The sequence below is a fragment of the Microbulbifer mixtoriginis (SeqCode) genome, assembly GCF_052468275.1.
Genome location: NZ_CP174341.1, coordinates 2390686 through 2415820, shown reverse-complemented (window position 1 = coordinate 2415820; position 25135 = coordinate 2390686). Strand labels below are relative to the sequence as shown.

The following is a 25135-nucleotide window of genomic DNA, read 5'->3' as shown; positions in this document are numbered from 1 at the left end:
CTAGCCCTCACTCGCTATTGTGCGTAGTTTGCGAGATTCATCTCGACTCAAGCTCAGTCCATATTTCTCTACGATAGAAATAAATCGCTGAACATATATTTTACCGACGGGCGCATAGGGTGGCATCCACTCATCAGGCCCTTTGTGCCCTTTACTTTGATTGCGGCCATCATCCACCAACCAGAGATTATCGATATCCTCAGCAAAGCGCCTTTTCTTTGCACGGCTCCACCCAGCTCCTCCGTGATCATGGGCCCACTTAAGGGGCACAATATGCTCCACATCCAGATCAGAAGCTTTGCTGTAAAAATTGCCGGTATAAGGATCTAGCCACAACCCAGTATCCACCTTACAGCCGTTGGCGCGAGTATAAGTAACTGGCGAAAGGGAGTACCGTATCAACAACTCATGTCGGGTATCTTGGCAATCCCTATCTGTGTCAGACCACTTGGGTAACCACTCTGATCTCTCATAACTAATCGCCAGAGCAGAAAAGCTGAAAGAAAATAAAAAGAAGCACACACAAAATCTTGAAATTGACCGAACACTCATACATCAACTACCAATCAAATCAGATCTTTAGATTACTAGAAAACTGATCGGGATTGTATGTACCGGTTCAAGCTGAGGTAAAACGAAACCATTAATTACCTACAAACAGCGAAAGGAAAAGATAAGTGTATGAACCGGCGCTACGGAGGCAGTTAGAAACCACGAGTACCAGGGAAAGGAAGGATGATCCCACGCAATACTCAAAAAGGCATTGCGCAGGATCTCGAATTACCCACGATCAACGCAGGCTCATCGCACTATACAGAGACAATCTCTTTAGCAGGGGCTGGCTGCGACTTTAAATTCACCTCATCTAGATTACCTTCCACCTCATTAGGCTTAACCTTGTGGAAGACCGCGTAGAAAACAGGGATAGCAATCAGCGTAAGCACAGTGGCAAAACCTAGCCCCCCCATAATGGTTACGGCCATATCCGCAAAGAAAGCATCAAATAGCAGTGGCGACATTCCTAAAATAGTGGTCACAGCTGCAAGGAAGACCGGACGCAAGCGACTTACGCTAGCACGCTGAATAGCAGTGAGTCTGGGCAGGCCCGCATGTGTTTGCACTTCGATCTCATCGACCAAAACCACAGCGTTTTTAATCAGCATTCCGGATAAACTCAATACACCAAGAAGTGACATAAATCCGAAAGGCAGCCCCGTCGCCAACAAGCCTACAACTACGCCCACCAAACACATGGGAACTACCAGCCAGATAATTACGGGCTCACGTACAGTACCGAACAACAAGATCGATACCAGGATCATGATTAGGAAGCCAAGTGGCAAGCCTTTACCCAGAGACTTCTGTGCATCGGTAGAGCTTTCATACTCACCACCAAATTCCACTTTAAAGCCTGGTGGTAACTGCATACTTTCTACCCAGGGGCGAATTCTCCCAAACGCGGCCATAGCAGTAACGCCTTCCGGAGCATCGGCACTGATAGTGATGGTCGGAACCCTATCGCGCCTTTGGATCAGGCCCTCGTCTGCAGTAACCTCAAAATCCGTGATCAACTGTCCCGCCGGAATATACCCTTGCTCGTTAGGGCTCCAGACCAAACGATCCTCAAGGGAACCCACTTGATTCCTATCCCCTTCCGGCATTCGCGCAATAATAGGGATAATACGATCGCCGCTCTCAAAATCACCCACGGTATAACCGGCAGAGGCAAATTGAATCATCCGGCTAATATCGGTATTCGTGACACCAGCTACGCGAGCACGCTCATCATCAAGGTGGGCATGGATAGTCGGCTCTCTACTGCGCCAATCATGGCGAATATCTTCCAGGCCCTTCTCACGAAACTGTTGCTCAACATCTACGGCAAGCGCACGCAAGGTCTGAAAATCCTGACCAGAAATTCGCACTTCCACATCGGCACCACCACCAGGGCCAAACACCAGGCGCTTAAAGGTAATCAATGCTTCAGGCTGCTCTTCACGTAACTGCGCCTTTGCCCTCTCTATCAGTTGAGCGATCTGCTCGCGATTCTCAGTGCGAACAATTAGCTGACCATAGGAAGCATTGGGCGGTTCAGGAGCATAAGTGAGCATAAAGCGATCGGCTCCCCGACCAGCTACAGCCGTTACCGAAACCACCTCATCCTGCTCTTTAAAATACTTTGTTGCCTGTTGAAGAGCCTTATCAGTACGGTTAATGTCACTGCCCTGTGGCAAGAAGTAATTCACATAAAACAGCGGTGCATTGGAGTTGGGGAAGAATCCCTGCTTTACAAACCCAAAAGCAAAATAGCTTACTAATGTAACGGCAACGAGTAAGCCGATGGTGAGGCCACGATGCCTTAATGCTCCTGCTAAGGCTCCGGAATACATGTTGTAAAAACGACCATTATAGGGGTCTTCAGAATCTGAATTCTTACCGGGTTTGAACAGGTGATACCCCAAATAGGGCGTTACAGTTACAGCGAGAATCCAGCTGAGCAGCAATGAAATCCCAATCACAGCAAACAGAGAGAAAAGGAATTCACCGGTGGCATCATCAGACAGTCCAATACCAGAGAAAGCCATAATACCAATTACAGTGGCCCCCAAAAGCGGCCAGAATGTTTGGCGCACTACCCGGCTGGCAGCACTCTTGGGCTCCTCATTTCGTTGAACCCCCATCAACATGCCTTCTGCAACTACGATAGCATTATCAACCAACATACCCATGGCAATAATGAGGGCACCAAGAGAAATCCTCTGCAGGTTCAAACCAAACAAATTCATGATTAATACGGTACCCAGAACCGTAAGACCAAGCACGGTACCCACCACCACGCCAGAACGCCAGCCCATAAATACACAGAGTACGAGGGTAACGATCACAACTGAAGAGACTAGATTAAACAGAAAGCCATCGACACTCTCTTCTACCACTTGGTGCTGGGCATAAACCGGGTGAATTTCCACCCCCAGCGGCAGTGCCTGTTTTATCTCCTCAAGCTTGGCCTCTACAGCCTTACCAACATTAACAATATTGGTATTTTCAGCTCCCGCTATACCAAGTAATACCGCCTGATTTCCATCATAACGGGCGATAAAGCTAGGGCTTTCATCGTAACCTAGGGAGATATCTGCGATATCTCTGATGGCCAACATTGCCGTTGAACCAGGTACACCCACAAGAATATTACGGATTGCTTCCAAGTCACTTGCAGGATTATCCACTACGATACGGGTGCGCAAATCCTGACCACCGATTTCTCCAACTTTCTGTGTGGAGCTCTCCGATTGCAGAACCTGGGCTAGATCATCGAGAGAGAAACCAAACTGAGCGAGTCGGGACTCATCAATATCCAAATAGGCGACTTCATCAATGATTCCAGAACGGGAAACTTTCGCCACCCCCTCAACACCGAGCAGTTCACGACGAATCGCTTTGGTGATTTCACGCATTTCGGTCAGGGAGAAACCCTCGCCGGTAATCGCATAATAAATACCGTAGACTTCACCGAAGTCATCATTGACCACCGAGGGATATGCCCCACTAGGAAGGTCACTTTGGGCATCATTAACTTTGCGACGCAGCTCATCCCATACCTGAGCCAGTTCTGCGGAGGCGTATTGATCCTTAATCTCTACACGGATTTCTGACATTCCCGGACTAGAGGTAGAGGAAACCTTATCCAACTGTCCCATTTGCTGGATAGCGACCTCAAGCTTTTCCGTAACCTCTTCTTCCACCCTTTGTGCACTGGCACCGGGATAGAAGGTATACACTCGCGCTTCTTTAATGGTAAAGGCAGGGTCTTCAAGGCGGCCAATATCCGAAAGCCCCCAGAGTCCGCCGATCAGGCAAATCAACATTAGTAGCCAGCTATAAACCGGCTTTTCGATAAATGTGTCAGAAATCTTCACAACATTTCCCCCCTGTTTACAGGGCCAGAGATCTCAAGCAAAAAATTAGTGCTGTACATAATTGCGAACTTTTGCACCGTCATAGAGATGCTGACCGCCCGCGGCTACCAACTTCATCGCTGCTGACAAGCCCTTAGTGATCTGTACGGCTTCACCATTGGTACGGCCAAGTGCCACCTGAACCCTGGAAACCGATTGATCTTCATTAATTTGCCAGACATAGGGTTTCCCCTCACTATTACTCTGCACCGCCGCCAGAGGAATCCAAAAATCTCCGCTGCTCTCTTTCATTTTGACCGTCACTCGGGCAGTCATACCAGGAAGGATCTGAACATTCTGCGGTCGCGGCATCCCCAGTTCCACCGCGTAGGTCTGGGTTACACTGTCGGCTTCCGCTTGGTGTTCACGGTATTGCAAAGCAAACTGCTCACCCGGAAGAAACTCAAACTCCGCTAACACTGAGCTTATTTGCTCTTCGTTGACAGTAGCCAACATTTTTTCCGGCACAGAAATTTGTATACGCACCTCAGAAATATTCTGTAAGCGCACAATGGGCTGGCCTGGCTGAACGTTAGTGTAATTCTCGACAAGCTGCCGTGTTGCCAACGCATCAAAGGGAACCGTCAGCTTGGTATAAGCTAAATCCTGTTCCGCTCTTTCCAGGGTTACTTTGGCAAGGTCAAAGTTACTCTCGGTTTCATCGAGCTGCTGCTGGGAAATCACTTTCGAACTTGCCAGTGAGCGCTGTCGATTCAATGTTTTCTCCAGAAGCTCTACATTTACCCGGGCTTCCTTTACCCGGCGCCGGTAATCGCGATCGTCAAGCTCGGCAATCAAAGTGCCTTTAGGAATGATTTCGCCCTCTCGAAGATTTAGCTTATCGAGCTTACCGCCAACCTGAAAAGAAAGGTCCACGCTCTGCACAGCTTTTACCCTGCCTGCAAATTGGCGATCTGCCACTTTATTGGTGCTCTGAACGGTGGCCACTTTCACCGGCCACAACCGCTCAGCACGTTGCTCTTCTTTCTCCGAGCCGGAGCAACCCGCAAGAATGACCACCGCTGCCATAAGCAGGGCTAGTGGGGCACGAGAACTTACCGACAATTTCATATTCGTCATCCAAAAAGCGTGTTTAAGAAAAAAATCAGGTGAGATCTGCAGAAAGCATCAACAAACGTTCGCGTAAACGGGTGAGCATCGGATCTTCTGGCTCCACCACACCCAACACACGCCCAAAGAACATACCTTGGGCTGCGAGAATCAACAGCTGTGCAAACTCGGGGTCTTTGTAGGTTTGGGAGATTTCACTGCGCAATTCAGCCTCCTTAACCTTAACTGGTTCCAGGAGCGCCGGATCTTCGGCTACTGCTGCAATCAATGAACGGGGCAAGCCTTCATCATCTTCCATTAGTTCAAAAATGGAACTCAGCCGAGAGGTCAACAAGTCACCGCCAGCTTTGGTGCAAGCTTCAGCACTGGCATCTTCCCTGGCAATCGCTGCCTCCAACATCGCTTTGAGAAGAGACTGTTTGGTTCTGAAGTGATGAATTAAACCACCCTTACTTAACCCGCACTGGGTAGCCACTGCATCGAGAGTGAGCTTGCGTGCCCCCTTCTCTCGCACCACCTCTTCGGCAGCACGGACAATGGCAGATTTATCGACTCTGGACACATGACCTCCCGGGATTACCCAACAAACCAACCGGCTGGTCGGTATCTTAACGCTCCTCAGCAAAAGATCAAGCTATGCTACCCTCTGTCACCGTCAAGCAAGGTTAAAAAGTGTTTACGAAACGCGCTGACCTAACCAGTGAAAGTCAGCGCCCCCGATTACGGAGTTACTTATGACGGATCACGCCTGCCCCTGCGGCTCAGGTAAGAAATTTCAGAGCTGTTGCAACCTCTTCCTCTCTGGGCAAGCCTATCCCAATACTGCAGAGAACCTGATGCGCAGCCGTTATTGCGCTTATGCGATGGGAAACCTGGCCTATCTGCGCAAAACTTGGCATCCAGACACCTATCCAGATCTTCGCCAGGAGGACCTGGAGACCCAGTGGACGAGACTGGAGGTTATTAAAAGCAAAGCTGGCCTGAAGAGATCGGTGGTAGAGTTTAAGGCGTGGTATTCAGAAAATGAGCAGGAACATGTAATTCATGAAGTATCCCTGTTCAAACTCTACAAAAAAAAGTGGGTGTATCTGGAAGCGCTCCCCGGATGGCCTGAAGAAGGCAGAACCTAAAAACCGGCAAGAGTCAGTGGCAAAATAAAACGAACTGCAACTACAAGAGAGTAAGTATCGCGGGAGCCCCTCCACTCCCGCACCTCCTTCCTCATTTTTTGTTTATTTAAAAAACGTTTTCCTGACTTTGCTTTAACGTGCGCACCACCCTTCCCCATAAGTGGATTACGCGCGATATAATTGCGAAATTTCCCACTCCCCTTAGGTGGATTTTTTTTCATATACATTCTCCTTTGTCGAAAATTTTGGCAGCTAAGTGCCAACAGCTAAGGTATTTTCCTGCTAGTCTCAGCCAAGTAACCGGCTTATGCCACATCAAATAACTCCTTTTCAAAACTGCTACAAACTAGAAGTCTACCCCTTAATACATATTACCTGACGCAGGGTATGCTCCACTTCGACAAGGTCTGACTGATTATCCATAACTTGATCTATATCTTTATAGGCCGCCGGAATTTCATCAATCACTCCCTTATCTTTACGGCATTGAACACCCCTAGTCTGCTCTTCAAGATCCTGCCTGGTAAACCTCTGGCGCGCTGCGCTACGACTCATTTTGCGGCCAGCTCCATGAGCGCATGAGTGGAATGATTCGGCAATACCACGTCCACGCACAATATAGGACTTGGCTCCCATTGAGCCTGGAATAATTCCCAGCTGATCTTTTTTCGCACTGATCGCCCCTTTACGGGTAATAAAAACATCCTGCTCAAAATGGCGTTCGCGCACTACATAATTGTGATGACAATTGATTGCCTCACTGGTGAGCGTAAATTTTGGCAGATGATTTTTGAGACAATTCAAAACCAACCTCATCATTTCTTCCCGATTAACTCTAGCGTACTCCTGGGCCCAGCTTACCGCCTCGATGTAATCATCAAGATGGTGGTTACCTTCGGAAAAGTAAGCCAAATCTTTATCTGGCAGATTACGTATATGTCCTGCCATATCCTTTCGAGCCAACTGGATAAAGTGCTGTCCAATAGCATTGCCAACACCTCGACTGCCTGAGTGCAGCATCACCCAAACCGCATTATTTTCATCCAGACAAATTTCAATAAAATGATTGCCGCCACCCAGGGTCCCCATCTGGGTAACCCAAGTTTTCTGTGGCTGATGCAGCCTTTTTAGTAGCCCAGGATGTTTTTCAAACAACCTATCCACACCGGGAGCTAAAAGTTTGCAGGCAGATTCCCTGGCACTGATCATCTTGTGACGACCCTGTCCAATGGGTACTTTCACCTCAATGGCCTCCCGCAATGCTTTCAGGTTGTCAGGCAACTGATGGGCATGTAACGAAGTTCGCACTGCATTCATTCCGCAGCCAATATCCACCCCTACCGCTGATGGGATTACCGCATCTACTGTTGGGATCACAGAACCAACGGTTGCCCCTTTTCCTAAATGTACATCCGGCATTGCCGCAACATGGGAGTGTACGATTGGTAACTGAGCAATATTTTTTAGCTGCTGCAAGGCCTGCGGCTCGATTTCATCGGTATATATTTTTACCGGCACACTACCTTGCTGTGCATTTTTATTTAGCACAATTTTTACAGGCATATAGAGTCCTTGGATTGATCCAATAAATCATTAAAAGCTCTCCAAAGCCCCAAACAAAAAAGCCCCGGCAAATGCCAGGGCTCTAGAGAATTCTGGCTTGAAAAGCTCAATCACTTTTCAAGCAGATACACATGAAAAGCGATCAAAAAAACAGGTTGTTAATATCTACATTTCGCATTTCATGGCTCCTTCGTGGCTGCGTTCCACGTCAATCAAGAAATAACTAATAAAAAATGCCAGCTTTAAGCAACTCATGCCGACAACAAACTATGTGACAAATTTTATTGCCTAGCCGTAATAAGTCAACCTAAATTTAAACTACTTTTTAGTATTTTTTCTCAACAAGTTACTATCAGGTATTAATAACCAATTAACTGAGGCATTTTTTATATGCAATCACTACGTTTCGGCAATACACTAAGCAGCCGACATATGAGCCTGTATCAGATCAAACCATGAGTTGTGAACCAGAGATTATCTATGAGGACGAACACCTGCTTGCCGCTTATAAGCCTGAAGGCTGGCTCGTTCACCGCTCCGAGATAGACCGTCACGAGACACGTATCCTCCTGCAGCACCTCCGCAATCTAAGTGGTTATCATTTATACCCAGTTCACAGACTAGATAAGCCTACATCTGGAGTTATTATTTTTGGCAAAAGCAGTGCGGTCGCCGCTCAGCTCCAACATCAACTGGAAGGTAAGGGCTCCCTAAAGAAATATCTTGCTGTTTGCCGCGGATACTGCCCCGAACAGGAGACCATTGATTACCCACTCCCACCGGTAGCAGACTTTAAACACCAGAGGAAGCGCCCCAAGTCAGAGCTTCCCCGCCAGGAGGCCATCACCCTCTTTCAGCGGCTCGCCACCATAGAACTACCTTATGAGGTGGATCGCTATCCCACCAGCCGATATTCACTGGTAGAAATTCAGCTGAAAACTGGTCGCCGACATCAAATCCGCAGACACTTCAAGCATATTCACCACCCCTTAATTGGTTGCCCCAAATATGGAAAATCTTCCCACAACCATTTTTTTTCTCAGCAGTTTAATTGTGGGAGACTGCTACTACATGCCGTAAAATTAGAATTACAGCACCCAGCTAGTCAAAAATTATTAGTATTACAGGCCGAACCACGAGGAAAGTTCATGAAGCTTCTGCAGACATTTGGCTGGTCTGATGCACTCAACCACTGAAGCAAAGGGAATAAAATTAGAAAACCAAGAAACACTGTGTTCGAGCGAGATCTCCTAAATAGAAATCACACTTAATTCAAATCGTTAGCAGGCAGTCCAAATTACGACGAAACATCTCCCTGCCCAAGCTGATCCTCGATACTCTTTTTACGTGAACCAAAGAGGCCTCTTCGCTCCACCTCAAGTTTGGGCTGAGGCCTCAAGAAATAGCGCAATTTATCTTTCTCCCACATTGCATCCTGGTAGCCAAGCTCAATCAACTCCTCAATATAAGGCCGTTCAAAAAGCAAGTAACTTGCCGCGGAGACTCCGCCTCCAGACCGCGTCGCACCTGTGGAGCGAAATAACCAACGCAACGCCGGCGGTAGATACTTTAATTTTCTCCCTCCCAATCTGGCGAGACTCTGCGATGGTTCAATAACCACGGATTCTACTGGCCGAAGAGGAGAGAGATCGGCAAATTTATCTTCTTCCACAGAATCCAGTAAGGTATTAACCCTATCCAAATGTTCCAAATCCCCTTCCAAGCTATCAATAAAAGCAGCATTGAACCACTGAGCAGTAATCTGGGCCATTGAAGGAGAATGGACCTGATTATTGCTACGCCGACTACCCCAGTGAACTGGAGAGCGGTTATCGGAAACACCTACGATAAAGACACGCTTAGCTCCAAGGTGTAAGGCCGGGCTGATGGGAGCCATTTGACGAATTGCACCATCGCAGTAGTAAATATCGTCGATTTTTACTGCAGGAAAAATTGCGGGGATTGCAGATGAGGCGAGCAGGTGATCCACCGTCAAGCGGGTGGAAACTCCAAACCGGCGAAAGCGCTGCCAACCTCTCACACCATCCGCAGCTTGATAAAAGCTCACCGACTCGCCCTCACTATATGAAAGCGCATTAATGCAAGTTGCGTGTAGATGGCCTGCGTCGATATTTTTTTGGATATTATCGAAATTAATTACATCCAGTAAAAGCTGACGCAAGGGGGAATTATCGAGAAGAGCAAGAGGTTTTTCTCGCCCAACACCCTGATTAAACAGCGAACGGCTAATAGACAATAAATTACTAATTAAGCTAAACCAGCTAGTGCGGTACACCCGCTCCACACTCAGGTTCATCCACACCGAGCACATACTCTCGATCGCTTCTTTAAATGTACCTGGGTGAGCGGCCAGCATCATGGCATTCATAGCGCCAGCAGATGTGCCGCAAATAATTTTAAAAGGGCGCGGGTTATCTTCAGGCACAACTTCTGCTAGGGCTTTGAGAACCCCGGCCTGATAAGCAGCACGGGCGCCACCACCCGAGAGCACTAACGCGCTGTTCTGCACCGGAATCAGGGACTTTTCGTTACCTTGAGACACTGTCATCTTCCAACAGAAACAGGCTATAAATCACGCTACTGGCTATAAGGCTATTGAAAAGCACAGACACAGACAAACACCATTACTTATATAAAGAGGCAGATGACTGTCATTCGCCTGTTCAGCTGTAATTTTTTCTCCAAATAAACTCTGAAATACTCAAGAAATCTAAAGTGCCATATTAACGACATAGCGGCCGATTCCATGGCCTCGGTGTAACCGTGCCAGAAATTCCGGTGCCTGTTCAAGTGATATATCTTCCGCAATAAGTTTTAGCTTATCGCCGATATACCATGGGCCAGCTAGCTTTTGCCAAACCGCGGCTTTCTTTTCTACTGGCAGCTCTACACTATCAACGCCCAGCAGACTGATACCTCGCAAAATAAAAGGGAATACATTTGCATGAAACTGTGCGCCCGAAGCCATACCACATGCCGCTACACCACCACCGTATGCTAGGGATTTAACCACATTAAAAAGGGTTTCCCCGCCTACTGTATCTACAGCCCAAGCCCATAAGGGCTTAGCCATGGCCTTGTTGGCAAATGGCGCTAAAGTATCTCGGTCAAGTACCTTCCAAGCACCCAATTCAGCGAGAAAGTCTGCCGCTTCAAGTTTCCCGGTCACCGCAGCTACTCGAAAGCCCAACTTTGCCAGCAGCGCCACCGCAATTGACCCGACTCCGCCAGTAGCACCGCTGACCAATACTTCACCATCTTCTGGCATGGCTCCAGCCTCCAGTAGCCGGTCCACACAGAGGGCAGCGGTTAACCCAGCAGTACCAAGCGCCATAGATTCCCTGGCGCTGAGCCCCTCTGGAAGCGGTAGAGCCCACTCAGAGGGAACAGCAGTAACCTCCGCCAAGCCGCCTGGGGTATTCATGCCTAAATCATAACCTGTGACTAAGAGTTCAGTTCCTGGCCTGAATTTACCACTTTGGTCTTCGAGCACTGAGCCTACGGCATCAATCCCTGGAGTGTGCGGGTACTCTCTGGTAATACTGCGGTTTCCAAATGCAGACATAGCATCCTTGTAGTTCAGAGAGGAATAGGAAACTCTAAGCAACAAGGGGTTATTGGGCAAATCTCGGAGATGTCGCTTCACCAGTAGTTGATCAAATTTTCCAGCGGCCACCTCTTCCACCCTAATGGCCCGAAACTCCCTTTCCTGAGAACTATTCATGCCTGCTTTATCCTAATGACAAACTTCCCAATAAATTGCCCTAGTCGACATCTCTTACTGGGCGTGATGACGCCATGCGCTCAATCTTGAGAATAGACGTGTCAGGGCCGACTCTACCCCGGCCTCAGCAGCCAACCCCATTTTCTTGGCGATATTTTTCTTCTCTTTGTATTCCACCTGAAACAGGTCAGCATGTTTAGCACAATCTGTCAGGTACTCATCAGATGTTTTCAGCTCATCCACAAGGCCCATTGTCAGAGCCTTTTGCCCAAACCAAACTTCTCCTGTCGCAACCTTGGCAACATCCAAGTTGGGGCGGTACTCACTGATAAAGTGCTGGAAAAGGACATGTATTTCCTCCAGATCACTCTGGAACTTCTCACGCCCTTCTTCAGTATTTTCTCCGAACATGGTTACTGTGCGCTTGAACTCACCCGCAGTGAAAAGCTCATAATCCACATCGTGACGCTTTAGCAAGCGATTAAAGTTAGGTAGCTGCGCCAAAACACCGATAGAGCCCAACATTGCGAAAGGTGCAGCAAGAATTCTGTCTGCCACGCAGGCCATCATATAACCGCCACTTGCCGCCACTTTATCCACTGCAATAGTGAGCTGAATGCCCGCACTACGTACACGTGCCAACTGGCTTGCGGCCAGGCCATAGTTGGCCACCATTCCCCCGGGGCTTTCCAAGCAGAGCAGTACCTCATCACCAGCCTCTGCAACTTGAAGAATTGCAGTAATTTCCTCCCGCAAACGCGAAAGCTCACTGGCTTTGATGTCGCCATTAAAGTGGGTGACAAAAATACGCTTGCGCTCATCTGTCGAATCCGAGATTTTCTCTGCCTCACGGGCATCAGCTTGTGGCTCTTTCGTCTCACCCCCTAGATTGCCTTCTTTGGAGGTTTTCTCTTTGGCCGCCGCTTTATGCTTTTTAGCCAGGGCTTTTTCCTCAGCTTTCTTATCCTTTGCTAGCTGCTTTTTACGTTGATTAAACTCATGTTTTTCCATAACGGCTTCGAGCAGAGTTTCTTTAAACTGCTCGTAGCGGTCATTCAATCGAGTAACACTGATGTGTCCCTGCACCCTCTCTTTAAGCTGCTCTCGATTAGCAAAAATAAAACCTATCAACACCATCAGAGCAACGATAACAGTTACTATTTTTGCCAAGAACAGGCCGTATTCAATTAAAAATTCCACTTATACTCCAGATTGCTGCCATGCAAATTAAAAATTATTTAGCCGCCCTACTGCCAACCATCCAAGGCAGTGGTCGCCTGCTGATTTAATGGTCGCGCCAACAAGCCGCTGTGACTGATACGCACCTCATAAACTGCACCATCCTCCATGGGCAAAAAGGTTGCGCTCCCGTAGACGGCATCAACGAAAGGAAGATTTTTATCAAACCCTCGTACAAACTGCCAAATATCAACCCCATAATTTGTGCCATCAATTTGATGCACAGAGCGTTCGCGTACTCTTTCATCTTGCAAGGTAAGATAACGACCGCTCAGGCGATCCAGGCGATAAGCTGGCTCGATACCCCAACGTATCAATGGGCCTTGCCACTTCAGCATACGGGCATCCAATTGCCACTGATCTCCATACAGCTCAAATTTTTGTGAAATACCATCGGCATCAGAAAACTTCACTTCAAACTGCTGCTCCGCGATCTTTTTAAATGACACAACGCCAACGCTATGCTCATTACCTAGATTTCGATAACTGTATACATCCGCAGCAACCAAAACGATCCAAAGGGCCAAACCAAAGAAAACCAGCCCTAAAGAGCCGCGTAAAAAACCCATCACCCAAGAGCCACTCAATAGTACCCTCGCTCCCCAAAAGACGAGGAACAGAGCCACTACCGCTATTAGGAAGGTGATCACGATATACATGATGATACTTAACTCCTCTCTGCCAATTCCTTAAAAACGGAAGGTCTACAGCTTCAATCCGCCTGCCAATAAATTGGAAAACGTATGAATCAACTGTCCAGATAAAGTTTGCACTGGCGGAATAGCTGGCAGCGAACGATAGTGGAACCACTGAGCCTCCTCAATCTCATTTGGATCGGGGCATAGCTCCCCCCCCTGCCACTCTGCCAGATATCCCAACATCAACTGCCCCGGAAAAGGCCAGGGTTGGCTACCGACGTACCTGAGTTTTCCCACCTCAAGTCCAACTTCCTCTCGGACTTCTCGCCTTAAAGCTTGCTCTGCACTTTCACCTGGTTCAATAAATCCAGCCAGCGCGGTATAGGTGATATTTCTTCGATTGGCATGGCGAGCGAGTAGGCACTCCTCCCCACGGGTAACCAACATGATTACGCAAGGAGAAATTCTTGGGTAAACCGTCAACTGACAATTTGGGCAGGTCCTGGCCCGGTCTAGAGAATGGTAATGGGTTTCTGTGCCGCAGCGGCCGCAAAAGCGGTGATCTCGATCCCAATAAGCCACCTGCAGAGCTCGGCCAGCTAAAGCAAATAGATACTCCTCTGTCGAAGTAAGCAGACTACGCAGGTTACGCCAGTCATGCCCATGAATCTCAAACTGAGCTGAAAGTACTCTAACACCGCAACTGCGACCTCCCAGCTCACCGAGATAGTGGCTTGAGATAGCAGTAGTAGGTGGCAATTGATCCACCTCGTGAATGAACCGGTCTCCACTACAGAGAACCAGGCCCTCCGCTACAATAATTTGCTGGGAGAACTCAGGAGCCTCCCAAACATTTGCGGCAGGCTCAAAGCGATCAACCAAAAAGTGACTCCTTTCTCAAGTTAGGCCGTTTCAACAGGACAACCTAGCGCTGCCAAGCTCTCCACTGCGAGATTCAGAGATTGAACATCTGCCTGTCGATGTAGCTTTACTTCGCCTAGGTAGTATTCCAGGCTAATAATCGCATCGGCAAAAATATCCAGCAGCTGCTCCACCTCAGGAGCCGCATCATGCCTATCCACCGAGCTTTCAACAAAGTTCAGCAAACCTTCAACCACAGCTGCGGCACGGCGGAGGTTGAGCACAATCAGCCCCCCTCGAACGGAATTTAAAGTGGTGGAGACATTGCGGATATGCCCGTGATCAAAACCAGAGTCTGCATAGGCCGCCAGCGCTCGCTTGATGAGGGCAAGGCCCGCTTCCGCCTCTTTAAGTACTGCCACCTCGGCCTCGGCCAACTGGCTGCACTCAAATGCAATATCCGCATGACCGTACTCATCAAGATCAATACTGGTGCTTTGCTTGAGCGCCCGCACAGTACTATCTACCATTAGCACTTGGCCTGTGAGCTTTTGCAACGCTGCATCCGCAACGGAGCCACCAGCACCTGCTGCGCTCTGGTATTCAGCTATGGCATTACGCAGGCTCTCCCCAATCCGCCTGAAATTAAGCATTTGTAAGGTGCCGGCAACCTTTTGCAGAGTAGTAGTCAGGCCATCATCTTCATCAATACCCGATCCACCGATCATCTCGATATCATCGAGCATTCTCCGCACACTAGACAATTCTTCATCAAGGGCACCCGCAACTGCAGCAATAGCCGTTGCACCAGGGCCGCCGAGGCTTGCGCGCTCTCTTTCCAGTTCATCCTCAGTGTATTCGAGTTCCTCCGCAGAAAAAGCTTCAAGCAGTTTCTCTCCGCTTTTATCAGGGCGTGAAAGAGCCAGCCAATAGATACATTCTTTTAAAAGAATTGGCGGAGCCGGTTGATCCAGGGCCGTATCACACTCTTTCTGTAATGCACGCAGCCAGCGGTCAAACATACTGAAAACCATCACCCGCGAACGGCTGATCCGCATTTCAGCCGCAGCCATGCCGCCAAGTGCCGCTCCAGCCACCAGCCACAGGCGCCCATTGGGGCGGCCTGTGGTAATACTGGCAATACGCTCTAGCGCTCGCGCCATCATCGTGAAAGCGGGCCCCCTAGGCTTTCCACGCAACAGCGCCAATAAACCAACTTGGTACATATGACGAAATCTGCGCACAAAACTGCGAAGGTCTTCGGACATTACCGCCGAAGCCCCCAGGCCAGGTATCGAAGCACTTAGATTACAGCTAAAAAAGTGACTCTCTGGCACAGGAGGCTCGGAACGCGCCGCACGTAAATTGTTAATAAAAGGTATTAACAGCTCTGGGCGCGCAATCGCTCGGTTTTGCACGAAGTCAAGATAACGACCCAGCACATAAAAACCCGTACCCAAGGCTTCCATCAGCTCTTCTGTGGGCTGTTGGCGCCCCTCCAGCACCTCGGTCAAAGCGGCGATCTTTTCCTGCGCTAGCAATTCACCCGCATGGAGTTGCACCATTTGCAGCACTCCACTCACTTGCCTAAGAACAGCGACACACTGCTCCAAAGACTGTTTCTGGGTGGTATCTGCTGCAAATTTATCCAGGTGAGCGGCGGCATTGTCTATTGCAACAACCAGCTCGTCCTTGACTACATTGACAGAAGTGATGTTGATCTTGCGCAATTCACTTTTTGCCTGCACCACTACATTCTTCCTGTAACCGAACAAAAAACAACCAACTCCTGTGGAGTAGGCCTAATAAACGGCAATTTATACCAATAGCGAAAAGAGTCCACCTTTCCGCAGACAAATTCCACCGAATATTCGACAAAACCCCCGGCAATAAGGCAGACAGCCCTAAATTACTTGAATTTTCCGGAAAACCCAGTAGCGTTTGCTATTTTGATATTTGCGTCTGTACGCATTTTGTTCTTGCGCACAAAAAACAACCAGTACAAAAATTAACAGCTTTGCCGCAAGGGGAAGAGACAGGGGAGTAGGCACATCACTGCTATTCGCCAATCAATTCCAACACTCCAATTTGGCCCTTAACTGGGTAAACCATGGAAGTAAATGATGAACACCTACAACAATGCAATTACCGCGTCTGGAAGCGGTTTTGGCCGGGCTTTTGCAGATAATTTTCTCGGTGAGGCTCCGGACTGGTACAAATTAACCATCGCCGCCTTCCTACTTTTAAACCCTCTCCTACTCTATGTCAGCGGCCCCTTCATCACCGGCTGGGTGCTAATCGGGGAATTTATTTTTACCCTGGCCATGGCTTTAAAATGCTACCCATTGCAACCAGGCGGACTGCTTGCAATCGAAGCCGTGTTGATGGGCATGACCAGTACTGATGCGGTTTACCACGAGGTAGTAGAGAATATAGAAGTTATCTTGTTGCTAATGTTTATGGTGGCAGGCATCTACTTTATGAAGAGCCTGTTACTATTTGTCTTTACCAAGATCCTTATTCATGTAAATTCTAAAAGCCTATTGTCACTATTATTCTGTGCAGTGGCAGCTGTGCTTTCCGCCTTTTTGGATGCACTTACCGTAACAGCTGTTTTGATTGCCGTTGCTGTTGGCTTTTATTCGGTATACCACCGGGTTGCATCACAACAACCCCATCACCACCACAGTCACGATCACTCCAACGATGAGCATGTGGTCGAGTATCACCGTGAGGATTTAGATCAGTTCCGGGCCTACTTGCGCAGCCTGATCATGCACGGCGCTGTCGGTACCGCACTCGGCGGAGTGTGTACCTTAGTGGGCGAGCCGCAAAATCTCCTCATTGCCGAGAAAGCCGGATGGGAATTTGTGCAGTTTTTCCTACAAATGGCTCCAGTGACCATCCCCACCCTGTTTGCCGGACTAATAACTTGCGTAGTCTTGGAAAAAACCAAGGTATTCGGTTACGGTGTACAGCTTCCCCTAGCGGTTAGGGAAGTTTTAGTAAACTTCTCCAAGGAAGAAGAAAGCAAACGTACCAGCGCCCAGGTTGCTGAGCTCTGGATACAGGGTATTGTTGCACTAGTTCTAGTATTCGCCCTGGCCTTCCACGTTGCAGAAGTTGGCATGATTGGCCTGATGATTATTGTATTGCTAACGGCCTTTAATGGGGTGGTTCAAGAAGCTCGTATCGGCCATGCCTTTGAAGAAGCGCTGCCTTTTACTGCACTTTTAGTTGTGTTCTTCGCGATTGTTGCAGTCATTCATCAACAACATCTATTTGAACCCGTGACTCACTTCGTACTATCGCAAAAGCCTGAACAACAACCGGCTTTACTGTTTGTTGCCAACGGTATTCTATCCATGATCAGTGATAACGTGTTTGTCGCCACCGTATATATCAATGAAGTTAAATCGGCTCTCGTTGCTGGCGATATAACTCGGGAGCACTTCGACAAACTAGCAATTGCCATCAATACCGGCACCAACTTACCGAGTGTTGCCACACCTAATGGCCAGGCGGCATTCCTATTTCTTCTGACGTCGGCCCTTGCGCCCCTCATCCGCCTATCCTACGGCCGCATGGTGATTATGGCCCTACCCTATACATTAGTACTCAGTGCTGTGGCCCTGTTTTGTGTGGTTTACACTCTCTAGAGAATAATTCGCCGGCAAATACCCAGTATTAGCCGGAAGCCCCAAAGCTATGGCCCAATGATAAGAAGAGTAACCAACAATAAAAAAGCCCGCTTAGCGGGCTTTTTTATTGTTTACCAGAAGTGCTTCCCAGCAGATTTCTGCAACAGTTCAAGCATAGACAGGTGCGCTTCCTGCTCATGTCCCGAAGCCTGGATTACCCTGAGAGAGGGCCGATTCTGCGGAAGCCTGCGAATTACCGATGATACACTCTCCCCCTTTGCCTGCTCACTCTCCTCAGAGCTTTGCCCATCGCCCCCCTGAGCCAACCCCAAATCGGTTTGGCCTCCAGTCATCATCAGGTAGACGTCAGCAAGTATCTCCGCATCTAGCAGAGCGCCATGCAGATCTCGCTGTGAATTATCGACGAAATAACGTTTACACAACGCATCCAGGTTGTTCTTTTGACCAGGGTGCTTTTCTCGCGCAAGGGCCAGAGTATCCAACACACTGCAATGAGCATTCACATGCTGCCAGCGTGGACTGCCCAACAACTTTAGCTCGGCATTAATAAAGCCAACATCAAACGGGGCGTTGTGAATAACGAGCTCAGCGCCCTCGCAGAAAGCCATAAATTCGTCGGCGATCTGCGCAAAAACGGGCTTATCCGCAAGGAACTCGTTGGTGATACCGTGAACTTCAATCGCCCCATCATCAACCTGCCGCTGAGGGTTTATATATTGATGATAATGACGCCCTGTAAGCTTACGGTTTTCAAGCTCCACACAGCCTATTTCAATAATTCGGTGGCCATTCTTGGGGTCTAGGCCGGTAGTTTCGGTGTCCAGTACAACCTGGCGCATAACTCACTCCCCGTCAGAATTACAGCTCATCTATACCACGATTGGCTAACTGGTCAGCCCGCTCATTTCCAGGGTGGCCAGCATGGCCCTTCACCCAGTGCCACTCGACCTGGTGCCTGGCAACACCCTCATCCAACTGACGCCAGAGATCGGCATTTTTTACTGGCTTTTTACTCGCCGTCTTCCAACCATTCTTTTTCCAGTTATTGATCCAACCAGTGATCCCCTGCCTTAGATATTGGGAATCGGTATGTAATTCAACTTCACAGGGTTGCTTCAGGGCTTCCAATGCCTTGATCGCAGCCATCAGCTCCATACGGTTATTGGTGGTATGGGACTCCCCTCCACATAACTCTTTTTCATGCTCGCCATAAACCAGTAGAGCTCCCCAGCCACCTGGACCCGGGTTGCCACGACAGGCGCCATCTGTGTAGATAGTAATTTGTTTCAAAATCAGTGCCAGAAATAGGAGTAAATCAGCTTCTGGAGACTACCCCAGAGCTATCGCTTCTGATGTTTTCCCCGTGCAGCGACACGGGGACTTGTAGGTGTTGCTACCAGGGCAGGCTTCCGCTCAGTGCGCCAATCTATCTTGATTGTCCGCACCCGCGCCACTTCTTTGCGCGCGACTATGATGTAAAAGCCACCCCAAGGCAAGCGCAGGCGGTTAGCGAGCCTCTCCATCCAGGCCGACTTAGCGAGTAGCTCACGTTGCTGTAAAGGCAGGCGGAAGAAGCCTCGATGCATCTGTTCAGCCTGGAGATCCAGTAGGTTCATCCAGTCAGCAATCCTGGCTGCCCTCAATTGATTGCCTTTTTGATAGGCTCCACGTGAAAATAACAGGCGTGATAGACCCAACAAAGAAAAGGGATTGAATCCCATTAGCAGCATGTGACCGCCAGGTATCAGTACTCGCGCCGCTTCACGCAAAATTTGATGGGGATGAGTGGAAAAGTCCAGCAAATGATGTAAAAGGACCACATCAATTGACTCAGAGGGGAGTGGCAGGTGTTCCATCTCTACAATAGCCGCCCCTTGCTGCTCCGGGCAAACCGCCAAGCGAAAGCAATGATTAATACGGCTAGAAGCGGCAAAATCTACGGCATCAGTAACCCCCGCCTGCAATAGATGATAACCAAAGAATCCTTCAACCAAAGGCTGGGTCAGCGCCAATTGCTGAGAAAGAATCTCCTGCCCTAGACTGCTTGAAAACCAGTGAGAAAGGGCCGGACTGGCTTTGCGCAATAGCGATGACTCTATCGACTCACGAGAACTGGACTTATCAGTCATTCACTCTCCTTAAGAACCAGGCAGAAATCAAATTGATTATCCTGCACTCCCGTAGCCATCCTTTATGGTGGTTAGCTCTAAATGCTATGCAGTTTAACATCATGTCGATCATTCATTTACGAGACACTATAGAAAGCTTGCTGCTAGGTAAGCACCCTCCTCTACACCTTTCGGTTAATATCCATGATATCGTTCCGGCATTGAGTTGGCAGGCAGAACAAATATGCTCTCCGTAACCCCCATTCCCGCATTGAATGACAACTATATCTGGCATCTTGAGAAGGATGGTGAGCACTGGGTCGTCGATCCCGGTGAAGCCGAGCCGGTAATCAAGACCTTAGGGGAAGCCCCCCTAAGTGGCATTTTAATTACTCATCATCATTATGATCATACAGGCGGCATCAAAACACTGCACAAGCATTATGAATGCCCAGTGTTCGGCCCCGAATCCATCAAAGGAGTAACCAATCCAATTGCCGACGGGGATACATTTTTACTGCTAGGACTACCAGCTGAAGTCTGGGGTATTCCCGGCCACACCCTGGACCACTTAGCGATAATTCTGAAAGAGGAATCTGCCAGCGGCAGTCAGCAGCCTCATCTATTTTGTGGCGATACACTTTTTGCCGCCGGCTGTGGCCGCATATTTGAGGGAACCCCAGAGCAGATGCTCAATTCCCTACAAATGCTAACCAAACTACCAAAACATACCCTTGTTTACTGTGCCCATGAATACACGCTCGGCAACCTTCGGTTTGCCCATACTGTAGAGCCTGGAAATACTGCGGTTAGTGAACGACTAGCCCACACCCAAACCTTGCGGCAATCCGGCGAGCCGACCCTGCCTACCAGCATTTCCGAGGAACTGGCAACAAACCCTTTCTTGCGCTGCCAATTTCCAGAGGTTGCTCAAAGTGGTGCCCATCATCTGGGGCGGGAAACTTCCGAAGAGCTCAGTGAAGTTGAAATATTTTCCAGCCTTCGCGACTGGAAAGACCATTTCTAATAGAGGTGGCCATAACCCCATAAGTCACGACCAGCAGCTTAGCGCCCTCAAATACTGTCTGTTTTTTATCCATCTACATTGACCGAAACTATTCCCACTAATTAGAATCAGAAGGCTATGATCCAATGCTCAGTGTTAGCAAAAAATAAGCGCCTTCGCGCGAGCTGAGTGGGAATTAAAAGAATTACTCGCGGATATCAAACATGGTTCATAAGAATTTTGCCGCAGCATTGCTGGCCGCTACGGTTGGAGCTTGCTCGCAAATACCTGAGACTGGCTCATCTCCCGATAGCGAAAGTCAGCAGACGCAAGAAACCAGCCCTGCAAATAACCTTGAGATATCTTCCCCTATTTCCACGGAAGCAACCCCGCCCCCTACAGATATCTGGGAGCGCCTGCGCCGGGGATTTCGCCTCAATCACCGCACCGAAGATCCGAAGGTGCGGGATTACATTGCTTATTTCTCTCGTAATGAAGGCTATATGTCGCGGGTTACAGAGAGGTCTCGCCGCTATATCTTTCATGTTGCAGAGGAGTTAGAGCAGGCAAATATGCCTCTTGAGCTCGCCTTATTGCCTATAGTGGAGAGCGCCTACGATCCCTTTGCTTACTCTCATGCACAAGCCTCCGGAATGTGGCAATTTATCCCCGCAACCGGTCGCTCTTTCGGCCTCCAGCAAAATTGGTGGTATGACGGACGCCGAGATGTACATGAATCGACTCGCGCAGCCGTAAAATACTTCAAATACTTATTCGAGCGTTTTGATGGCGACTGGGAGCTTACTCTAGCAGCTTACAATGCTGGGGAAGGAACTGTGCGTCGCGCAATAGAGCGCAACCGCCGCAGAGGACAAGGAACTTCTTTCTGGGAAATCAAGCTACCGCGCGAAACAAAACGCTATGTACCACAGCTCCTAGCACTTGCTGAGGTAGTATCCCGCCCAGAGCATTACAAGGTACCTCTACACGAAGTCGCTAACGAACCCTACTATGCCCGCGTCAACGTTGGCAGCCAGATAGATCTTTCCCAAGCCGCAGAGCTTGCTCAAATCGAGCTGGATGAGCTTTATCTACTCAACCCCGGGTTTAACCGATGGGCCACTGACCCCAATGGCAATCACCACCTGCTTATTCCAGTAGAAAGCCTAGAGCGCTTTGAGTCGGCCTTGGAAGAACTGCCCGTAGAGCAACGCGTGACCTGGGAACGCTATACTATCGCCCGGGGAGATACACTTTCTACCATCGCGCGGCGCTATCAGACAACCATCTCAGCCATTCGTGAAGCCAACAAGCTGCGAAACAACAATATTCGCGCGGGTAAAACCCTACTTATCCCTAGCGCCTCTGGTCCAGAGGGCCAGTATGCGTATACCGTAGACCAGAGAGTGAAACAGCGCCAAGCTACTGGCCAAGGGCAGAGGTCGAGCTACACAGTACAACCCGGTGACAGCCTTTGGGCGATCTCGCGCAAACTGAAAGTGAGCGTCAAGAAGCTCGCTCATTGGAATAGCATGGCGCCAGGGGACACCCTTCGCCCAGGCCGGACACTGGTTGCCTACAATGGGGATTCAGGTAGCAGCAACCGTACCACTCGCAAACTCTCATACAAGGTAAGAAGCGGAGACTCCCTCTACCGAATTGCCAATAAGTTCAGTATCAAAATCGACGATATTTTGCGATGGAACAAAATTCCCAAGTCAAAATATCTACAACCCGGCCAGCGTTTAACTCTCTTCGTCGATAGTGCACATAACAGCTAATCTTTTTTCCAAGCGGTATTAACCCCAATAAAAAACCCGGCAAAAGCCGGGTTTTTTATTGGCCAAATTGACCGGCCTATACAGGCTTACCTGCTATTCGCCTGTAGAACTAAGCTCCACTTTGGCCTGATCAGACAGGTAACGGCGAATTGCAGCCAATTCTGCACCACCATTCACTGATGCTAACTGCTGCATCAAGGCTCGGCGCTGCTCCTTACTCTGCTGGGAGAGGTCGCCTGGACGCACATCACGCAATGCCAAAACAATCTGGTTGCCGTTGCTCACTGCAAAAACAGCCAACTCATCAGAACCTGCCGTAGGCACAGGCATAGAGAAAGCTTTGCTATTGATCTCAGCGCGCTCACCGAAACCACCTCGACGAGTCTTATCACTAGCCTCCAGTGTCAAGCCCTGCTCCTGGGCCAGCTCAGCAAAATCACCGCCAGCTGCCAAACTTTCTTTCAAGTTTTCCGCCTTTTGGGCAAGCTGAGCGCTCGCCTTGTCACGCTTCAGAACGTCAACAATCTGCTGGCGCACCTCTTCCAGCGGGTAAATACCTGCAGGCTTGGAGTCAGTCACTCGCAAAACGACAGAATGCTCATTATTGAGATTCAGCACATCAGAGGTATTGCCGTCCTCCATCACCTCTGGAGAAAAAGCAGCCTCTACTACCTGGCCATTAGCCAGTACCCCACTACCATTTGAGCGAGAGAAAAGACCGCTAGTTTGTAAGGATACCCCTAATTCCTCAGCCGGGCCTGCCAAGCTTTCAGCATTGTAGGCCAGATCTGCCAAGCGACTCAGAGCATCCAGAAACTCTCTTTCCGCTGCCGCAGTACGCAACTGATTTTCAATAGCGCTCTTACGCTCTTCAAAGACCGGCGGCTCACTCTCTTCCACTTCTAAGAGCTTAATAAAATGAGTGCCACTATCAGTGGTAACTGGAGCAGAAACCTGACCAACTTCCAGAGAAGCAAGGGCCTCTTCAAAAGCTTGCGGGAATACATCGCCAGTAGTGAAGCCGAGGTCTCCCCCTTCATCACGGGAACCAATATCCTCCGAGTAACTTTTGGCCAGTTCAGCAAAATCTTCACCGGCGTCGAGTTTCACCTGAATTTCATTCAATTTTTCCTGATCTGCATCTTCCAAAAGAATATGCGCTGCACGACGGCGAAGATCAGAACCAAAATTAGCAAGCTCCAGGTCATATTGAGCGCGAACATCCTCTTCAGAGATATCAATGTTGGAGGCAAAAACCTCCGGAGTCAGCTCAATATACTCAACCGCTACCTGCTCAGGCCGCTGGTATTGACTCTGGTTGGCTTGGTAATACTGCTCAACTTCAGCATCACTAACGTCTGTAGAGGCCAATAACTCCTGCACAGGCAACACAACGTAGGAAAAGTCGCGCTCTTCCATAGAGGCTGCAACTATCTGCTCAGCGTCTTCCTTGGTGGTAAAGGCACTGGCAGTAACGCTATCCGCATATTGTTGCAAAGACAGATCGCCCTCAACAATTTGCGGGAAACTAGCTGTGCTATACCCCATACGGCGTAAGGCATCACGATATAGCTGGGTGTTAAAGGTACCGTTGACCTGGAAGGCCGGAATATCGGTAATCGCCTTATTAACCGCAGCGGTACTCATCACCATACCACTCTCCTGAGCAGCCTGGCGCATGACTGAAGTGGAAATCAATTGGCGTAAAACCGGTTCACGCAGCTGCTCATCACTGATCAAGTCCGCCGGAACATCCTCTCCGTATTGGCTCATGATCATACTGCGGCGGTTTTGTATGGCCCGCTGCAAATCCATATTAGTGATTTTTTCACCATTGACCTCGGCGACCGCGTCGGTGGCACCACCACTGGCACCGGTAAAAAAATCGATTCCCCCAATGACCATAATGAACCCAAAGAATGCCGCAACAATAATGGCTGCCGTTCCCTTCAGGTTATCGCGCATGGACTGAAGCATGCTCAGCTCCGAATTTTCACTCTAATTGTTCAACTGTTAGCAGATACAAAAAAGGCGTATCGAAATTGACACGCCTCTTTGCACTTCGACTTTTACAAGGTTTCGAAGTTCACCGAAACTTAGTTTACGGCGTCTTTCAGGGCTTTACCGGCCTTGAAGTTAGGAATTTTTGCCGCTGCAATTTCAATCGGGTCGCCAGTGCGTGGGTTGCGGCCAGTGCGGGCTGCACGCTCTTTTACTGCAAAAGTACCAAAGCCCACCAAGGCAACCTGATCGCCTTTTTTAAGCGCATCAGTAATGCTGTCAACCATTGCGTCCAAAGCACGGCCAGCTGCAGCTTTAGGAATATCTGCAGACTCAGCAATAGCTTCAATCAGTTCGGACTTATTCACGCTTAA

The 25135-nt window shown here is 49.0% G+C and carries 22 protein-coding genes; 5 read left to right on the top strand and 17 right to left on the bottom strand.

Annotated features, from left to right (window positions below; all coding sequences use genetic code 11):
* From ACJJIC_RS10700 to ACJJIC_RS10685, 4 genes are all read right to left on the bottom strand, one after another.
* Window positions 1–552, bottom strand: coding sequence for an HNH endonuclease family protein (locus ACJJIC_RS10700; protein WP_444885399.1), 552 nt, complete (start codon window positions 550–552; stop codon window positions 1–3).
* A 257-nt stretch (window positions 553–809) separates the two neighbouring features.
* Window positions 810–3917: an efflux RND transporter permease subunit gene (locus ACJJIC_RS10695; RefSeq protein ID WP_444888620.1), complete on the bottom strand. Its 3108-nt coding sequence runs from the start codon at window positions 3915–3917 to the stop codon at window positions 810–812.
* A gap of 45 nt (window positions 3918–3962) precedes the next feature.
* The gene (locus tag ACJJIC_RS10690; protein ID WP_444909996.1) at window positions 3963–5027 is read right to left on the bottom strand and encodes an efflux RND transporter periplasmic adaptor subunit; all 1065 of its coding nucleotides are present in this window, start codon (window positions 5025–5027) and stop codon (window positions 3963–3965) included.
* Between the two features lie 34 nt (window positions 5028–5061).
* Window positions 5062–5589 carry a TetR/AcrR family transcriptional regulator gene (locus tag ACJJIC_RS10685; protein ID WP_252085399.1) on the bottom strand — a complete coding sequence of 176 codons (528 nt, stop codon included), beginning with the start codon at window positions 5587–5589 and terminating at the stop codon, window positions 5062–5064.
* A gap of 172 nt (window positions 5590–5761) precedes the next feature.
* On the opposite strand from ACJJIC_RS10685, the gene ACJJIC_RS10680 reads away from it, so the two are divergent.
* Window positions 5762–6157: a YchJ family protein gene (locus ACJJIC_RS10680; RefSeq protein ID WP_445356878.1), complete on the top strand. Its 396-nt coding sequence runs from the start codon at window positions 5762–5764 to the stop codon at window positions 6155–6157.
* Here ACJJIC_RS10680 and ACJJIC_RS10675 read toward each other — a convergent pair.
* Complete coding sequence (locus tag ACJJIC_RS10675) at window positions 6154–6378, bottom strand: hypothetical protein (protein WP_252085397.1); 225 nt, start codon at window positions 6376–6378, stop codon at window positions 6154–6156. The two genes, ACJJIC_RS10680 and ACJJIC_RS10675, sit on opposite strands and share 4 nt — an antisense overlap.
* Window positions 6379–6511: 133 nt before the next feature.
* Window positions 6512–7720, bottom strand: a complete 1209-nt coding sequence (locus ACJJIC_RS10670) for an RtcB family protein (protein WP_445356877.1) — start codon at window positions 7718–7720, stop codon at window positions 6512–6514.
* Between the two features lie 455 nt (window positions 7721–8175).
* Here ACJJIC_RS10670 and ACJJIC_RS10665 point away from each other — a divergent pair, with 455 nt between their 5' ends.
* Window positions 8176–8916, top strand: a complete 741-nt coding sequence (locus tag ACJJIC_RS10665) for a pseudouridine synthase (RefSeq protein ID WP_252085395.1) — start codon at window positions 8176–8178, stop codon at window positions 8914–8916.
* Window positions 8917–9017: 101 nt separating this feature from the next.
* Here the strand turns inward: ACJJIC_RS10665 and ACJJIC_RS10660 are convergent, their stop codons facing one another.
* From ACJJIC_RS10660 to ACJJIC_RS10635, 6 genes are all read right to left on the bottom strand, one after another.
* A complete protein-coding gene (locus ACJJIC_RS10660) occupies window positions 9018–10283 on the bottom strand; it encodes a patatin-like phospholipase family protein (RefSeq protein ID WP_444888615.1) in 1266 nt (421 codons plus the stop codon).
* A gap of 168 nt (window positions 10284–10451) precedes the next feature.
* Window positions 10452–11465, bottom strand: coding sequence for a YhdH/YhfP family quinone oxidoreductase (locus tag ACJJIC_RS10655; RefSeq protein ID WP_445356876.1), 1014 nt, complete (start codon window positions 11463–11465; stop codon window positions 10452–10454).
* Window positions 11466–11519: 54 nt separating this feature from the next.
* Window positions 11520–12665: a protease SohB gene (gene sohB, locus ACJJIC_RS10650; protein ID WP_444885407.1), complete on the bottom strand. Its 1146-nt coding sequence runs from the start codon at window positions 12663–12665 to the stop codon at window positions 11520–11522.
* A 47-nt stretch (window positions 12666–12712) separates the two neighbouring features.
* Window positions 12713–13363 (bottom strand): cation/multidrug efflux pump, encoded by a 651-nt coding sequence (locus ACJJIC_RS10645; protein ID WP_445356875.1) that lies wholly within the window; start codon window positions 13361–13363, stop codon window positions 12713–12715.
* A 45-nt stretch (window positions 13364–13408) separates the two neighbouring features.
* Complete coding sequence (nudC, locus tag ACJJIC_RS10640; protein ID WP_444885409.1) at window positions 13409–14224, bottom strand: NAD(+) diphosphatase; 816 nt, start codon at window positions 14222–14224, stop codon at window positions 13409–13411.
* Between the two features lie 20 nt (window positions 14225–14244).
* Complete coding sequence (locus ACJJIC_RS10635) at window positions 14245–15954, bottom strand: FimL-related protein (RefSeq protein WP_444910002.1); 1710 nt, start codon at window positions 15952–15954, stop codon at window positions 14245–14247.
* Window positions 15955–16326: 372 nt separating this feature from the next.
* On the opposite strand from ACJJIC_RS10635, the gene nhaB reads away from it, so the two are divergent.
* Window positions 16327–17862, top strand: coding sequence for a sodium/proton antiporter NhaB (nhaB, locus tag ACJJIC_RS10630; RefSeq protein WP_444888921.1), 1536 nt, complete (start codon window positions 16327–16329; stop codon window positions 17860–17862).
* Between the two features lie 113 nt (window positions 17863–17975).
* Here the strand turns inward: nhaB and dnaQ are convergent, their stop codons facing one another.
* Genes dnaQ through ACJJIC_RS10615 form a run of 3 tightly spaced genes read right to left on the bottom strand, consistent with a single transcriptional unit; the run spans window position 17976 to window position 19994 of the window.
* Window positions 17976–18704, bottom strand: coding sequence for a DNA polymerase III subunit epsilon (dnaQ, locus tag ACJJIC_RS10625; RefSeq protein WP_252085387.1), 729 nt, complete (start codon window positions 18702–18704; stop codon window positions 17976–17978).
* A 19-nt stretch (window positions 18705–18723) separates the two neighbouring features.
* The gene (rnhA, locus tag ACJJIC_RS10620) at window positions 18724–19155 is read right to left on the bottom strand and encodes a ribonuclease HI (protein ID WP_252085386.1); all 432 of its coding nucleotides are present in this window, start codon (window positions 19153–19155) and stop codon (window positions 18724–18726) included.
* 50 nt (window positions 19156–19205) lie between these two features.
* A complete protein-coding gene (locus ACJJIC_RS10615) occupies window positions 19206–19994 on the bottom strand; it encodes a class I SAM-dependent methyltransferase (protein WP_444910003.1) in 789 nt (262 codons plus the stop codon).
* Window positions 19995–20217: 223 nt separating this feature from the next.
* On the opposite strand from ACJJIC_RS10615, the gene gloB reads away from it, so the two are divergent.
* On the top strand, window positions 20218–21000 hold the full coding sequence (gene gloB, locus ACJJIC_RS10610) for a hydroxyacylglutathione hydrolase (RefSeq protein ID WP_444910004.1): 783 nt from the start codon (window positions 20218–20220) through the stop codon (window positions 20998–21000).
* Window positions 21001–21203: 203 nt separating this feature from the next.
* A complete protein-coding gene (locus ACJJIC_RS10605) occupies window positions 21204–22760 on the top strand; it encodes a LysM peptidoglycan-binding domain-containing protein (protein ID WP_444910005.1) in 1557 nt (518 codons plus the stop codon).
* A 93-nt stretch (window positions 22761–22853) separates the two neighbouring features.
* Here ACJJIC_RS10605 and ACJJIC_RS10600 read toward each other — a convergent pair whose 3' ends face one another.
* Window positions 22854–24737, bottom strand: coding sequence for a SurA N-terminal domain-containing protein (locus ACJJIC_RS10600; RefSeq protein WP_444910006.1), 1884 nt, complete (start codon window positions 24735–24737; stop codon window positions 22854–22856).
* Window positions 24738–24856: 119 nt separating this feature from the next.
* The gene (gene hbs, locus ACJJIC_RS10595; protein WP_067086576.1) at window positions 24857–25129 is read right to left on the bottom strand and encodes a non-specific DNA-binding protein Hbs; all 273 of its coding nucleotides are present in this window, start codon (window positions 25127–25129) and stop codon (window positions 24857–24859) included.
* Window positions 25130–25135: the final 6 nt, after the last annotated feature.